The organism is Methylobacterium sp. V23 (assembly GCF_002917135.1).
GTDB lineage: Bacteria > Pseudomonadota > Alphaproteobacteria > Rhizobiales > Beijerinckiaceae > Methylobacterium.
This window is the reverse complement of record NZ_PDHT01000024.1, coordinates 16,346-30,129: the sequence shown is the minus strand read 5'-3', so window position 1 is coordinate 30,129 and position 13,784 is coordinate 16,346. Positions and strand designations below refer to the sequence as shown.

Annotated in this window: 17 protein-coding genes; 6 read left to right on the top strand and 11 right to left on the bottom strand. The window is 69.8% G+C overall.

The features are described 5' to 3' along the window. Nucleotides 1-18 precede the first annotated feature (18 nt). On the top strand, nt 19-348 hold the full coding sequence (locus CRT23_RS20055; protein ID WP_103711427.1) for a hypothetical protein: 330 nt from the start codon (nt 19-21) through the stop codon (nt 346-348). Here the strand turns inward: CRT23_RS20055 and CRT23_RS20050 are convergent. From CRT23_RS20050 to pdxY, 3 genes are read right to left on the bottom strand one after another with little or no spacing between them, the layout of a single operon-like run. Beyond that, nucleotides 345-1,055, bottom strand: a complete 711-nt coding sequence (locus CRT23_RS20050; RefSeq protein WP_103711426.1) for an NUDIX hydrolase — start codon at nt 1,053-1,055, stop codon at nt 345-347. The two genes, CRT23_RS20055 and CRT23_RS20050, sit on opposite strands and share 4 nt — an antisense overlap. Next, nucleotides 1,048-1,944 (bottom strand): PhzF family phenazine biosynthesis protein, encoded by an 897-nt coding sequence (locus tag CRT23_RS20045; protein WP_103711424.1) that lies wholly within the window; start codon nt 1,942-1,944, stop codon nt 1,048-1,050. The genes CRT23_RS20050 and CRT23_RS20045 overlap by 8 nt, the downstream gene beginning before the upstream one ends. A 48-nt stretch (nt 1,945-1,992) precedes the next feature. After that, entirely contained in the window at nt 1,993-2,841 is an 849-nt protein-coding gene (gene pdxY / locus CRT23_RS20040) for a pyridoxal kinase PdxY (RefSeq protein WP_103711422.1), read from the bottom strand. Between the two features lie 150 nt (nt 2,842-2,991). Between pdxY and CRT23_RS20035 the strand changes: the two genes are divergently transcribed. Both CRT23_RS20035 and CRT23_RS20030 read left to right on the top strand, forming a co-directional pair. After that, entirely contained in the window at nt 2,992-3,513 is a 522-nt protein-coding gene (locus tag CRT23_RS20035; RefSeq protein WP_103711420.1) for a DedA family protein, read from the top strand. Between the two features lie 6 nt (nt 3,514-3,519). Beyond that, the gene (locus CRT23_RS20030; RefSeq protein ID WP_103711418.1) at nt 3,520-4,305 is read left to right on the top strand and encodes a cobalamin-binding protein; all 786 of its coding nucleotides are present in this window, start codon (nt 3,520-3,522) and stop codon (nt 4,303-4,305) included. A gap of 31 nt (nt 4,306-4,336) precedes the next feature. Here the strand turns inward: CRT23_RS20030 and CRT23_RS20025 are convergent, their stop codons facing one another. Further along, nucleotides 4,337-4,792, bottom strand: a complete 456-nt coding sequence (locus tag CRT23_RS20025) for a hypothetical protein (RefSeq protein ID WP_245436418.1) — start codon at nt 4,790-4,792, stop codon at nt 4,337-4,339. A 148-nt stretch (nt 4,793-4,940) separates the two neighbouring features. Between CRT23_RS20025 and CRT23_RS20020 the strand changes: the two genes are divergently transcribed. Next, nucleotides 4,941-5,426: an MmcB family DNA repair protein gene (locus tag CRT23_RS20020; protein WP_055957198.1), complete on the top strand. Its 486-nt coding sequence runs from the start codon at nt 4,941-4,943 to the stop codon at nt 5,424-5,426. Nucleotides 5,427-5,588: 162 nt separating this feature from the next. Next, the gene (locus CRT23_RS20015) at nt 5,589-6,836 is read left to right on the top strand and encodes an adenylate/guanylate cyclase domain-containing protein (RefSeq protein WP_245436416.1); all 1,248 of its coding nucleotides are present in this window, start codon (nt 5,589-5,591) and stop codon (nt 6,834-6,836) included. A gap of 10 nt (nt 6,837-6,846) precedes the next feature. On the opposite strand, the gene CRT23_RS20010 is transcribed toward CRT23_RS20015, so the two are convergent. The 5 genes from CRT23_RS20010 to CRT23_RS19990 all read right to left on the bottom strand — a co-directional run bounded on the left by CRT23_RS20010 (nt 6,847) and on the right by CRT23_RS19990 (nt 10,676). Beyond that, a complete protein-coding gene (locus CRT23_RS20010; protein WP_055957201.1) occupies nt 6,847-7,035 on the bottom strand; it encodes a hypothetical protein in 189 nt (62 codons plus the stop codon). Nucleotides 7,036-7,151: 116 nt separating this feature from the next. Beyond that, nucleotides 7,152-7,409, bottom strand: coding sequence for a hypothetical protein (locus CRT23_RS20005; protein WP_181017401.1), 258 nt, complete (start codon nt 7,407-7,409; stop codon nt 7,152-7,154). A gap of 69 nt (nt 7,410-7,478) precedes the next feature. Beyond that, nucleotides 7,479-8,957 (bottom strand): protein adenylyltransferase SelO, encoded by a 1,479-nt coding sequence (locus CRT23_RS20000; RefSeq protein ID WP_103711413.1) that lies wholly within the window; start codon nt 8,955-8,957, stop codon nt 7,479-7,481. 139 nt (nt 8,958-9,096) lie between these two features. Further along, nucleotides 9,097-9,525 carry a hypothetical protein gene (locus CRT23_RS29240; protein ID WP_245436414.1) on the bottom strand — a complete coding sequence of 143 codons (429 nt, stop codon included), beginning with the start codon at nt 9,523-9,525 and terminating at the stop codon, nt 9,097-9,099. A gap of 56 nt (nt 9,526-9,581) precedes the next feature. Then, nucleotides 9,582-10,676, bottom strand: a complete 1,095-nt coding sequence (locus tag CRT23_RS19990) for a phosphatase PAP2 family protein (protein ID WP_245436412.1) — start codon at nt 10,674-10,676, stop codon at nt 9,582-9,584. Nucleotides 10,677-10,800: 124 nt separating this feature from the next. On the opposite strand from CRT23_RS19990, the gene CRT23_RS19985 reads away from it, so the two are divergent. Then, the gene (locus CRT23_RS19985) at nt 10,801-11,382 is read left to right on the top strand and encodes a transcriptional regulator (protein ID WP_245436409.1); all 582 of its coding nucleotides are present in this window, start codon (nt 10,801-10,803) and stop codon (nt 11,380-11,382) included. Nucleotides 11,383-11,973: 591 nt separating this feature from the next. On the opposite strand, the gene CRT23_RS19980 is transcribed toward CRT23_RS19985, so the two are convergent. Together CRT23_RS19980 and CRT23_RS19975 are read right to left on the bottom strand one after the other, a co-directional pair. Then, entirely contained in the window at nt 11,974-13,023 is a 1,050-nt protein-coding gene (locus CRT23_RS19980; protein WP_103711411.1) for an adenylate/guanylate cyclase domain-containing protein, read from the bottom strand. 362 nt (nt 13,024-13,385) lie between these two features. Further along, nucleotides 13,386-13,709, bottom strand: a complete 324-nt coding sequence (locus CRT23_RS19975) for a dienelactone hydrolase family protein (protein ID WP_181017396.1) — start codon at nt 13,707-13,709, stop codon at nt 13,386-13,388. Nucleotides 13,710-13,784: the final 75 nt, after the last annotated feature.

The following is a 13,784-nucleotide window of genomic DNA, read 5'->3' as shown; positions in this document are numbered from 1 at the left end:
TTACCGTCAGGAGCCGCCGTGTCCCGGGTCAGCCTCGCCGTCGCCGTCCTTCTCTCCGCCGCCCTGCTCGGCGCCTGTAAGCCGACCACCTCCGTGTCGCCTGCGGCCGCCGTCGCCCCGGCCCCCGTGGTCGCAGCGCCCCTGCCCCAAGGCACTGGCTGCAGCCCGTCCATCGCCCGCACCCAGGCGGTGGTCGACAGCGACGTCGCGACCGGCAACCTCAATCCACCCGTGGGCGAGCGCTTCAGCGCCGACCTGCGCCACGCCGCCGATGCTTGCGCAGGCGGACGCGAACGCGAAGCCCTCAACCTTCTCGGGGCCGCCAAGGCGCGCTACGGCTACCGCTAGTCCGCCGCGAAGGCACGAGCCAGATAAGCCCGCACGAAGCCGGGCATCCGGGCAGCATCGAGATCATCCGGCCCGCGCGCGATGGCGAAGCCGGCGAGTTCCGGCGCGGCCTCGCTTCGCCGATGGCCTTCCATCCGGCCATGCAGCGCCTTGGCTGTCTCGGCGAAGCGTACGGGGCGCAGGAACGCACGCTGGCTTTGGCCCGAGACCAGGACCCATTCCTCCGGCGCGTCGGGCGGTAGGACGAGGCCTGTCTCCTCCAGGAACTCCCGCCCAGCGCTTCCGGCGAGGTCGACGCGGCTGCCATCACGGATGTCCGTGAGATCCGGGGTCCCGCAGGCAAAATAGATCTGACCGGCATTGGCGGTGTGTCCGCCCATGATGCCGAGGAGGGCCGCACCGTCGGAACTCCACGGCACCACCGCTGCGAAGGCATTGGTCACCGCCGGATCCGGGGAGCCCGCGTGGCGGAAGGCGAGGAACTGGGAATACGCGACCTCGAACAGGTCGATCACGCAGGCCGATCCGTCGATGCGGCAGTCGCGGGCAAGGAGCACCCGTCCGTCGAACAGATCCGGTCGCTCGGCGCGCCGCCGGGCCCAGGTCTCGGCGATCGTCTCGGCATGGTCGCGGGCCCAGGCCCACTCGGAGGGTACCAACCGGGCCTCGATGTGCCTGAGCGGCGTCAGCGTGAAACCGTCAGACAAGCAGGGTGCCCTCGCTCACGAGGACTGCCGCCCCGCTGATCTCCACGGAGCGCAGGGCACCGGCGTCGATAACGAGTTGGACCCCGATCGTGCTCGGCCGGCCCATGGCGACGCCCTGGCGTAGGACGATGTCGTGCTCCCCGTCGCCCAGAGGCTCGAACTGCATCATCACTCCGGCGAAAGCCGCCGCAGCCGAGCCGGTGGCTGGATCTTCCGGCACGCCGATATGGGGCGCGAACATTCGGGCCTGATAGCGGTGGCCGACCTCCTCGGCGTCGAGGGTATAGCAGTAAAGCGCGGCCGGGGGCCCGAGGTCACCGAGGGCGGCCGCCACCACCCTGGCCCGGTCGAGAGCCGCTTGGCTGGCGAGCGGCACGAACAGGAACGCAGGGCCGGCCCGGTGCCGGCTCGGGACATGGCGGGCGAAGCCGATCTCGCCCGGCTCCAGGCCCAGGGCGGCGGCGACCAGGCTCGGCTCGGGCCCCTCCCCCAGATACTCCGGAAGGACCGGCATCTTGAAGCGCCCGGTGCCGCGCCCGTCCCCGGGTTCGACCACGCAGGCCAGGGTTCCGAGGGAAGCCTCGAGACCGAAGGCCATCGCGTCGGCAAGCCCCGCTCGCTGGTCGCGCAAGGCGAGAAGGATGGCGGTGCCGAGGGTGGGATGCCCGGCGAAGGGCAATTCGGACGCGGGCGTGAAGATGCGCATCCGGGCGCGGTGCCGGGACGCCTCGGGCGGAAGCACGAACACCGTCTCGGACAGGTTGAACTCGGCGGCCAGGGCCTGCATGGCAGCTGTGTCGAGGCCTTCGGCATCCAAGACGACGGCGAGGGGATTTCCCGTCAGCGCCGTGTCGGTGAACACGTCGAGGGTCACGAAGCGGCGTGGCATGGTTGGTTCTCCGGACTCTGCGAAGGATGAGCTTGAAGAGCGTTCACCTTAGACGGTGTCCACCGGGAACGTCTCGCTCGGCGTGACGAACTCGTCCTGCGCCGCCACCGTGAGGATCTCGCGCGAGCCAGCTTCGGCCGTGCGGCGCAGGAGGCCGTAAACCGAGGCCCCGGCCATGCCCAGGGCCAGCGCGGCCGAGCGCGTCCGCGCATAGTGCACCAGGAACAGGGCCGCGATGGCGTCGCCCGCACCGTTCACGTCGAGGTGCAGGCGCGGCGTGCGCAGGCGCCAGAAGTGACCGCCCTCCCCCGCCAGGAGATCTATGGCGTCGTCCGGCGTGTCGTCGGTGATCAGCGAGGTGACGAGGACGACCCGGGGCCCCAGCGCATGAACCGAGGCCAACGCGCGCTTGGCCTCCGCGAGGGTGCCGGTCGGCAGACCCGAGAGGTGGTTCAGTTCGAACTGGTTCGGCGTGACGATGTCGGCCGCCGGCACCGCTTGCACACGCATGAATTCGGGGATGCCGGGGCGCACGTAGATGCCGCGGTCGGTGTCGCCCATCACGGGGTCGCAGGCGTAGAGCGCCTGCGGGTTCAGCGCCCGCACCGAGGCCACGGCCCGCACGATGGCGGTACCGATGTCGGCCGAGCCCATGTAGCCCGAGAGCACCCCATCGCAGGTCCCGAGCACGCCGCGCTCGGCAATTCCAGCGACGAGATCCTCGATCGCCGGGCCGTCGAACACCCGGCCGCGCCAGGCGCCATAGCCGGTGTGGTTGGAGAACTGCACCGTATGGATCGGCCAGACCTCGACGCCGAGGCGCTGCATCGGAAACACCGCCGAGGCGTTGCCCACGTGGCCGAACGCGACGTGGGACTGAATCGAGAGGATGTTCATTCCGGAATCTCCCGAAATCCCGCGGCCGAGGAGTTGTGGGGCCAGCCCTTAACCCGGTTTTCCCTCTCGACGCACCCCCGCCGGCGCCCCCGCGCTTGCCCCGATCTGCGCCCTCGGTCACAGGAAAGCGCCGAACCTCAAGCGAGCCCCATGGACTTCGATTCAATCCGCATCAGCACCCTCGCCTTCGTGGAGGCAAACCAGGGTTGGACGCCGCTGATCGTCGGCGTGCTCGCGTTCTGCGAGTCCCTGGCGTTCCTGTCGCTGCTGGTGCCCGCCACCTTTCTGCTTCTCGGAATCGGGGCTCTGATGGGCTCGGTTGGGATCCCGTTCTGGCCGGTGATGCTCGCGGGCGCCCTCGGGGCGGCGCTTGGCGATTGGGCCTCCTATGAGTTCGGGCACTACTATAAGGAGGGAGCCAAGCAGATGTGGCCGATGCGGCGATATCCCGCTATCGTCGCCCGCGCCGAGGAATTCTGCCGCAAGTGGGGCGCCGGCGGCATTCTGATCGGGCGCTTCATCGGTCCTGCCCGGGCCGTGGTGCCGCTGATTGCGGGTGTGTTCGGGGTGAAGCGCCTGCCGTTCCAAATCGCCAACGTGACCTCGGCCCTGGCCTGGGCCTTCCTCATGCTGGCGCCGGGGGCCGGACTCCTCGGTTACCTGAAGGGCTGAGGCGCGGTGCGCCGGTTCCCGCCTGAGCGCATCGTCTGCCTGACGGAGGAAACCGTCGAGACGCTGTACCTCCTCGGCCAGGAGGACCGCATCGTCGGAGTCTCCGGCTACGCGGTGCGCCCCGCCCGGGTCCGGCGGGAGAAGCCTCGGGTCTCGGCCTTCACCAGTGCCGACCTGCCCAAGATCCTGGCCCTCGCTCCCGACCTCGTCCTAGCCTTCTCCGATCTGCAGGCCGAGATCGTGGCCGATCTTGCTCGGACCGGCATCGCCGTGCACCTGTTCAACCAGCGCGATTTGGCCGGCTGCCTGGCGATGATCCGGACCGTCGGCGCCTTGACCGGCGTGCCGGCCGAGGCCGAAACACTGGCGATACGGCTGGCCGACCGGATCGCGGCCGCCGCCGGGGAGAGCGCCGGGCGGCCGCGGCCGCGCGTCTATTTCGAAGAGTGGGACGCCCCGATGATCTCCGGCATCGGCTGGGTCTCGGACCTCATCACAGCGGCGGGCGGCGACGACGTCTTCCCCGAACTGAGCCGGCAGGCGGCGGCTCGGGACCGAATCGTGACCTCGGAGGCGGTGATCGCAGCACGACCCGATGTGATCCTCGCCTCCTGGTGCGGCAAGCGCGTGAACCGCGACCACATCCGCGCCCGCCCGGGATGGAACGCGATTCCGGCGGTGGCCGCCGGGCGCATTCACGAGATTAAGTCGCCGCTGATCCTCCAGCCCGGCCCCGCCGCCCTGACGGACGGTTTCGACGCGCTCCGCGCCGCCCTGTGGGACATGGCCTGAGCGGTGTCATACGGCCGGCAAAGGGGCGGCCTCACGCCGGCGCGCGCTTGGAGCCCGTCCTGACGGGGCCGCGAGCCAGGCTCGGCGTCGGACGATAAGATGGCGCAGGCGGGCCGCCCGCTTTTCCCCGGCGCTCGCATCCATCGCCGCAGGCGATGTCGGGACAATCGGCAGAACCTCCGTCGAACAGGCTCACCAGGGCGAGGACGAGGCGAACGAGCGCCACCACCGCCAGGACGACGAAGGGCCAGGCCAAGCCCAGCCCGACCAGCACGGCGATGCCGAGCTTGAGCGCCGGAGAGCCCGCGCGCTTCAGCTTGATCAGGGTTGCCAGGGTCACACCAGCGCCCATGGTACCGCGCGCCACCCTAAACAGGCGCACCCGCAGTCGCCGCCGCGCATCCAGCGACACCAAGTGCGCGAGTTCACGCGTCACGCGCTCCGTCCGCGCGTCCCGGTCCGGATCTTCGTTCTTCGGCAGGTCCACCTCCCCGATCGACCGCGTTGGGTGCCATGACCCGAGCCGGGGCTCCACCCGAAGCGGGGCAAAGGGGTCGCAGGTGACAAGCCGCGCCGGGGCTGATTTCCTGTGAACAGTCCCGATTCGGGACGTCGTTCCGATGCATCAGAGCCGTATGTCAGCAGCCCTCGCGTCCGTGATTCTTCCGCCCGACCGGCGACAGTCGGCCACCGCACTCCAAGTCCAGCGCGGCGTCCGGCGCCTGTTCGCCGAACTCGGTCACGTCACCATTCCGGAGTTTTCCCTGGCAAACGGTCGTCGCGCCGACGTCATCGCACTCTGCCCGGCTGGGCGCCTGACGATCGTGGAGATCAAATCCAGCGTCGCCGACTTCCGGGCCGACCGGAAATGGCCGGATTACCGGGACTACTGTGATCGCTTCTACTTCGCGATTCCCGAGACGCTCTCCACCACCCTGACCCCGGAGGACACCGGCCTCATCGTTGCCGATGCATTCGGCGCCGCAATCCTGCGCGACCCGGCGGACCATCCCTTGAGCGGTCCCCGGCGCAAGGCCGTGACCCTGCGCTTCGCCCACAGCGCCGCGCGCCTGCTGCACGCGCTGGCCGATCCCGGTGCCATCCGCGAAGGCGCCCTCTGAGCCACGGCGAATCGCCGCCGATGCGCGGGTGGCCTGGCGTGGTAAGGAACCAGGCGCCACTCATCGATTGCCAACCGCATGCGCCTGCCCTCGCGTCGCCGTCCACACGACGGTGATCCCGCTATCCTGAGACGGCTTCAGGCCGCTTCGGGCCGTCGGTCCGTGCTGCTCTACCTCATCATCGTCCTGGTGCTCGTGGCCACCGCCCAGGGCTACGACGGCTCGACCCATTCCACCCATCACTGGATCGGCCTCGGGGTCTACGCGATCTTCTCCCTCGGCCTCGGGATCGCCGACTGGCGCGCCTCGCAGCGGGAGGGCGGAGCGGTGCCCGGGACGGAGTGGCTGGCCTGGACCGCGACCCTGCTGAACGCCGGCGTAGCGCTGTTCCTCATCGTCGAGCACATCCTGCTCGGTGCGGTGGAAACCGAAGAGACCGCCACCGCGGTGAGCCGCCTGCCGGCCTTCCTTCTCCTGCTCCAGACCGGCCTCAGCATGCGGGTCTGGCACACCGCGGCGTTCTCGGGGCTGGTCAGCCTCGCCTGGGGCGGCACCATTCTCCTCGCCTATCTCGCTCCCGAGAGTGCCCTCCTCGGCCCGCACGTGACCCTGGAGGAGGAGGTGCCGGGCCTCCTGACCTTCCTGGCCGCGAGTCTCGTGGTGATCGACGGGGTGCGCCGGCTGCAGATGGCGGTGACTACTGCTTTACGGATGGAGCAGGAGCGGACGAGCCTCGCGCGCTTCGTGCCGCGCCGCGTGGCGGGGGAGCTTGCCCAGCGCGGCGTCGTCGGGGCGGTTCAGTCCCGCCATGCCTGCCTGTTCGGACTCGATCTGCGCGGCTTCTCGGCCTTCTCGCGGGATCAAGCCCAGGAGGAGGTGGTCCGCGCCCTCCTCGACGTCCGTGCCCTGACCCACGTGGCGGTGAGCGAACATGGCGGCATCGTCGACAAGTATGTCGGCGACGGCATCCTGGCGCAGTTCATCGTTGGGCGCCCGGAGGCCCAGGCCGAGGCGGTGATGGCCTGCGCTCGGATCATCGTGGCCCGTCTCGCGGTTCTGAACGCGGAGCGCCACCGGGAGGATCGACCGCAGTTGCGCATTACCATGGCGCTGCATGCTGGGGAGGTTCTGGTCGGGGTCTTCGACGATGGCCACCGGGCCGAGTTCACGGTGCTGGGCCCGGCGATGAACCGGCTCGCGCGGATCGAGGCCCGGGCCAAGGCCGCCGACCTGACCCTGTCGGCCTCGGACGAGGTGATCCGCCTCCTCGGCCCGCCCACCCGGGCATCGCTCCGGCTCTCCGGCATGCCCCCGTCGGAGTGCCGGGACACCCGCGACATGCGGCTGTTCGCGGTGGACTGGACCGACGGCACCGCAGCGGCGGAACACCCGGTCGCCTCGGTGGCGTGAGCCGAGACGTTCAGCGCGAGAACGAGCCGAAGCCCTCGAACCCGACGCGCTGGTTCGCTGCCTCGTCGGCCTTGGGCCTCTCGATGAGGGCAGGTTCGATCTGAGGCGCCGAAGGCTCCGGCCGGGTGGTGCGGGGCGGCGGACGGTCGTCCGGTACGGAGGGCCAGATCGGACGGTCCGGCTTCAGTGTCTGGGTCATCGGGACACTCCTGGCATGCGCTCGCGAGCACCTACGAAATACAATATACCAGAAATGCCGCAAGCCTCTCAGCGTTCCCTCCAAACCGGGGGAAGCTATCCCTCAGCCGGACCCGCTCAGCCCTCGGCCTTGTCCGTCTGCCCGGTCTTCACACCGCCCATCGGGTTCGTCTCGTCTTCGTCCTGCGCCGCGTCACCGGTTCGCCCCTGCGGGGTGAGGCGCGGCGCGTCGATGGCACCCGCCTCGGCGGCCTCGGTGCCGGGCCGCTCCATGGGTTCGCCGGGCGCGTTCTTGACCTGCCCGGTGACGGTGTCCCGCGGTCCGGTGGCGAGGCCGCCCGTGGAATCGGCTCCGGCGGTGGGGTCTTTGGGCATCCGGCGTGTCTCCGTCATGGGTGGGGTGTGGTCCCTCGGAGAACACCGCCCGCCCGGAGCCGGTTCGGTTCAGGTGCCGCAGAACGTCCGCAGCACGCGCTCGTGCGGCTGGGGCGGCTCGGCATAGGCCGCGAAGGCGGGCTGGTCATCGTAGGGGCGGGCCAGCACCGTCACGAGCTCGTGGAACAGCGCGAAGTCGTCGCGCGCGATCGCGGCCTCGATCACCGCCTCGACCCGGTGGTTGCGCGGAATGAAGGCGGGGTTGACCCGGTCCATCGCCGCCCGGCGCGCGGCCGGGTCCGTCGGCTCGGCGGCGAGACGTGCGCGCCAGCGGGTCGCCCAGGCATCGTATACGGTGGAGTCGTCGAACAGGTCGCGCACCGGACCATCGCCCTCGGGGCCGAGAACCGCCGCGCCGAGGCGCCGGAAGGTCAGGGTGAAGTCGGAGGTCCCGGCCTGCATCGCCTCGAGCAGGGTGCGGCCGAGCTCGCGGTCCTCGTCCCGTTCGGTCGCGAGGCCGAGCTTGGCCCGCAGGCCGCCGTAATAGGCCGCCTCGAATCGGGGGCCGAAGGCGCCGAGGAGGTCCTGCGCCACGGCGATGCCGTCCTCGGTCTCGGGCGCCAGCAGCGGCAGGAGCGCCTCGGCGAAGCGGGTCAGGTTCCAGTGCAGGATGCCCGGCTGGTTGCCGTAGGCGTAGCGGCCATTCTCGTCGATGGCGCTGAACACGGCGGAGGGGTCGTAGGCGTCGAGGAAGGCACAGGGTCCGAAGTCGATGGTCTCGCCGGAGACGGCGCAGTTGTCGGTGTTCATCACGCCGTGGATGAAGCCGACGAGGAGCCAGCGCGCGACGAGGTCGGCCTGGCGCTCCACCACCCGGGTCAGCAGCGCGCCGTAGGGATTCGGGGCCTCCGCCAGCTCCGGGTAGTGCCGGCCGATGACGTGGTCGGCGAGCGCCCGCACGCCGTCGACGTCGCCCCGCATGGCGAAGTACTGGAAGGTGCCGACGCGGATGTGGCTGGTGGCGACCCGGGTCAGGACACCGCCGGGCAGGACCGTCTCGCGCATCACGGAATCCCCGGTGAGCACGGCCGCCAGGGCGCGGGTGCTGGGGATGCCCAGGGCCGTCATGGCCTCGCTGACCACGTACTCGCGCAGCACCGGCCCGAGGGCGGCGCGGCCGTCGCCGCGGCGGGAGAACGGCGTCGGGCCCGAGCCCTTGAGCTGGATGTCGCGGCGCAGACCGTCGCGCCCGACGACCTCGCCGAGCAGGATCGCGCGGCCATCCCCGAGCTGTGGGACGCGGTTGCCGAACTGGTGGCCGGCATAGGCCATGGCCAGAGGCTCGGCGCCCTCCGGGACCCGGTTGCCGGCCAGCACCGCGACGCCCGCCGGACTCTCGAGCCAGGCGACGTCGATCCCGAGCTCCGCGGCCAGGTCGTGGTTGACCCGGATCAGGCGCGGCGCCGCCACGGGGGTGGGGTTCACCGGGGCGAAGAAGTGCTTCGGCAGGCGGGCATAGGTGTTGGCGAAGGGAATGGCGGCTGTCATCGAGGGTTTGGGTCCCGTGTGCGGCGCGGCGTGCGGCTCTCGCCACGAGGTGGGGCGCCGCGGCCGTCAAGGCAAATCATGCCAGTCCTGATGTCACGCCCGACAGCACGCGGTGCCGTCCCGTCGGAGCGCGACGGCCTCAGCGGTCGGCGTGCCGTCCCCGGGTCCGGTGGTGGCGGGCCGCGCGGTGGCGCCGGGAGGGCACGCCCTCGACCGCGTCGTCGGGCGCGAAGCGGGCGCCGCGCAATCCGGACCGCCGGCCGGCGGCCTGCCCAATGCCCTGCCCGGTCCCTTGCCCAGTCTCTTGCACGTCGTCGTAGGGGCCGCGCCCGGAGCGGGCCCGGTAGGCCGCACCGGCGAAATCGCCCGGAGTCGGGGGCGTGCCCGGCTGGGAGAAGCTGGTCTCCGGGCGATAGGCCGGGCCCCAGCCGATCGCGTCGTCGCCGGCCGGGTCCTTGCCGGGAAAGCCGGTGACATAGCCGGTGCTCTGGGCCGCGGCCGGCAGCGGCAGGGCCGAGGCCGCGGCGCAGGCCAGGGCCGCCGCGGTGGCGAGGCTGGAAGGACGCATGTCGATCCTCTCGGAGGGATGGAATCGGGCGCGCCGCAGATCACGGCCGCGCGTGTTCATCCCGGACAACGCGACCCGTGCGGGGCGGGTTCGGGCCGGAGGTTCGGCGCGCGCGTGCGGCGTCCGCGCAGGAGGGCGCGCCCGCCGATGACCGTGACCGGGAGCACGAAGCCGGCGAGGAGGTCGGGCAGGTAGTGCCCGCCGGCCCCGAGGGTCGCCACGACGATGACGGCGTTGAGGGCGATCGCCAGGGGGCCGAGGACCGGGATCGGCGCCAGCGCCCAGGCGGTCAGCACCGCGAGGCAGACGTGGAAGGAGGGAAAGGTCACGAGGCCGCGAATGTCCTCCAGGGCCAGGGTGCGCAGGGTGCCGGCGCGCAGGTGCTCGAGGGCGTCGAGGTGCCAGAGGGCGCCCAGGGTCTCGATGGAGCCGTCCGGCACGGTGGCGAGACCGTAATGCACGAAGGGGCCGGCCGCCGGCACCAGGGCGGCGATGAGCACGACCGCGAGGAGCAGCACCGCGAACAGGCGCACATAGGCCCAGAGCCGGCCGACCCGGAGGGTGGCGCTGAGCGCGATCACCGTGAGCCCGACCTGCGGCCCGCTGGTGTGGTAGGCGAGCGCAAGCCACCAGGCGAGGCGCGGATGCGCCTGCAGGACGGCGAGGTAGGCGGGCCAGTCGAAGCCGAGCGCGGCCTCCGCCCGCGCCAGCCGCGCATCGGCCAGCGGCAGGGCCCAGGTGGCGGTGAGGTAGTGCAGCACCGCGATGGGCACGGTCACGGCGATGAGGCTGGCGCTCGCCAGCGCCATGGCCCGCAGCTTGGGCTCGGAGAGGATGGGGCCGAGCAGGATCGCGAGCGCCAGCAGCGCCGCCACCATGGCCGCCGCCACGCCGAAGCCGAACGGCGCCAGGGCGATCCCCACCCGGCGCAGCCACACCGCGTCGAGGAGGGCGACCGCCAGGGCGAGGCCCCAGAGCGCCGGATGCGGCGCGGCCAGGGCCGCCGAGCGTCGGCGGATCTGCGCGACGGGTTCTGCGAGCGAAGATCGTGTGCGGGAAGATCTGGGGGAAGATCTGAGAAGGGAAGCGGCCTCGGCGCGCCCGCGGCGCGTCCCGCGCGCGGGCATCGAGATCGGTGTTGCGTCGCTCACCCGGAATCCTTCGTGGTTCGTCGAAGCCGGAACTCGGCTCTGCGCCGGTTTGTTGCCGGGCGGCGTCCCTTTTCCCCACCCCGTTCCGGTTCCGAGCCCCGATGGTCTCCCCGATGGTCCTGCCTTGAGCCGCATCGCCTTCCTGGATTTCGAGGCGTCCTCGCTGGCCAAGACCAGCTACCCGATCGAGGTCGCCTGGGTGTTTCCCGACGGCGCGTCGGAGAGCTTCCTCATCCGCCCGGCCCCGGGCTGGACCGACTGGGCGCCCGAGGCCGAGGCGGTGCACGGGCTCGCGCGGGAGCGGGTCGTGCGGGAGGGCGTCGCCCATGACTGGGTGGCGCTGCACATGCTCACGGCCCTGCGCGACGTCACGCTCTACGCCTCGGCGCCCTCCTGGGACGGACAGTGGCTGAGCCGGCTCCTGCGCGCCGCCGGCCTGCCGCGCCACGCCCTCCGGCTGAAGGCCACGGCGGAGGCGCAGCGCCGCGTGATCCTGGACGTCCTCGCGGCCGGCGGCGTGGCGCCGACCCCGCGCGACGCCCTAGCGGGCAAGCTCCTGGCGACCCTGCGGCTAGAGGCCCGCGACGACCCGGCCGCCGAGCACCGCGCCCTCTCGGACGCCCAGCGCGAGTGCCGGCGCTGGGCCCGCGCCCGGAGCCGCGCCGAGGCGCTGCTGCGCGAGGAGCGCGCCGGCGCGGTGGGGTGAGTCGTCCGAAGACGGAGGCCGACCGAGCCCCAGGCCTTCGCGGGCGCGTGCCCTGCCCGGGCCGAGGGCGCTCCCCACCGCGCCCGTACGGCGTCCGAAGACGGATCCGACAGGCTGGCAGGCGTCGGTCCGCTGGGGAGACCCACGGGCCGAAGGCCCTGGCTCTGCTTAATTTGGTGGGTGATCGCCGAGGCCGAGGGCGAGATGGGCCGCTTCTCGAAGGCTTGTCCCGACCGCGACTGGTCGGCGCCAGGACCCTGACCCGAGGGTCGAGCCCGCATCCGGTGACCGTGCGAACGGCCGCGGAGGGTACGGAGCGAACCCTGGCCTTTCTCTTCGGATTAGACACTTTATCTCTCACCCGCCTCGGTCGCAGGCGGATTAACCGCTCTCGACCCAAGCCGGCCGTCTAGATCGCCACGAGCGCTTCCCATAAGCGGTCATACGTCGGCCGTCTGGTAACTTCGGCTATGGGTGGAAAGCGGTTCGACTGTATTGACACGTGAAAGATCTGAGCCGGATCTCGACCGACACGCTGCATCGGCGGCAAACCGTCCGGCAAACAGAGATGAATTCGCTCTGCCGATCACGCTAATTGATGGGTGATGCCGCATCCCTCGGGATTGCAAATAACCGGATGGCCTCTGAGTGCCCGCGGATCGCGTGAAGACCACGGTCGGTGAACCTACGCACCGTCCCCTCGCTCCCCTCGCTCAGCATGCGCCGGACCACTGCTTCCGTGATCAGAATTGAAGCCTTCGCATCCCGGCAGTGGTTCTCGACACGGCTCGCAACGTTCACGGTATCGCCGAGGACCGTCAGTTCGAGCCGGCTTTCGCATCCGACATCGCCAAGCACGACATCGCCATAATGGATGCCGATGGCCACGGCGACCACCTCCTGTCCCGATGCCGCACGTGCATCGTTCCAGGATTGAAGCCTCGCCTGCATTGTGAGTGCACACCGTACGGCGTTCGTTGCGCTCACATCGCTCGAAACAGGCAGGCCGAACACTGCGATCAAACCGTCGCCCGTGAACTTATCGACGGTGCCGTGGTGCTCGAAAACACTGCCGCTCAGAGTGCACAGCAGTTCCCGAAGCATGGCGATCACGTCCTGCGGCTGCAGAGTGCTGCAGAACTTCGTGAATCCGATCATATCGACGAACAGGACCGCAGCAGGCTCGTATCTGGTCGTCGAGAGCGCGAGGTCGTTCGTCGCGATTTGTTCGACGATAGCCTGCGGGAAAAAGCGGGCCAGATTATCCTTTTCCTTACCAACCGCGATCAGCCGTTCACGCGTTGCGATGTTGAACAAAGCGAGTTTTGTGGTGATCGCGATTGCGGCGAGGCTGATCAATGTGCGGGCTGCGGCGCCGCTGTCCGGATCTGAGCCATGGGTGATAATGAAGCTCAAGCATGTCAGCGCCGCGCAGAGCGCCGCGGTCCTGAGGATGCCAACGTGTTTAAACCACGCGGCCGCAAGGACAATGACGACGATGTAGAGGACCGCAACGGCGAAATGCAACGGACTCCACGTATCCAACAAGAAGATCGAGGTCGCTGAAAGTACCACGTAGCCCAGAGGCTTGCGGCTTTGGAAGAGGCTAGCAAATCTTGTCTGCATGCCAACGAATGCCATCGGCGAGGACGTTAGATCATACCTCACTACGAGCTACCCCCAAGTCGAATTGTAAGTAGAGTAGGCGGATCCGATTATTTTTGCCAATCCCCCAAAGTCATCCGCGCCCTCTTCGGGAAATTCAGCCCCTGGCTCGGTTTGTCAGACCTGCGCACCCTCGTCCTTCTGGGATTTGGAGACCGGTCTTGCCCGGGAGGCACGAGGCCGTGAGTGTCGCTTCCGTCCACAGGGGCGACAGCCACGCATCATGAACACCCTGCAGGTCTAGGACTGACACCCCATGGCGTCCGCGCCCTAGCGCGCGATGAAACCGCCGTTGACGAACAGGGTCTGCGCCGTCACCCAACCGCTGCCCGGCCCTTTCAGGAACGCGATGATCGGTGTGATCTCGTCGATTTCGCCAAGGCGGTTCTGTGTGTAGCCATCAGCGGGCCGAGAATGACGCGGAAGTCGCCCGCAAACACCTCCTTGGGTACGAACGGTCCGTATCGATAGAAGAGATCCGGCAGCAGGACGAGGTAGCCGGCGTCGGCGAGTTGCTGGGCCAGGTCGAGCATGGCTGGCCTGATACCTCCAGCATCCATGTAGAGGATCACCGCAGGCCACGGTCTGCCGCTGGCGGGAGTCATGACGTGCGAAGCGCAATCTCCGTCGCGCGTCCGGATCGCGACGTACTCGTTCGGCATCACGTGCTCCTCCGCCAGACATCCGCAATGTCCGCGTCGAACCATTTACGACCGTCAGCGAATCGACTGCAAACC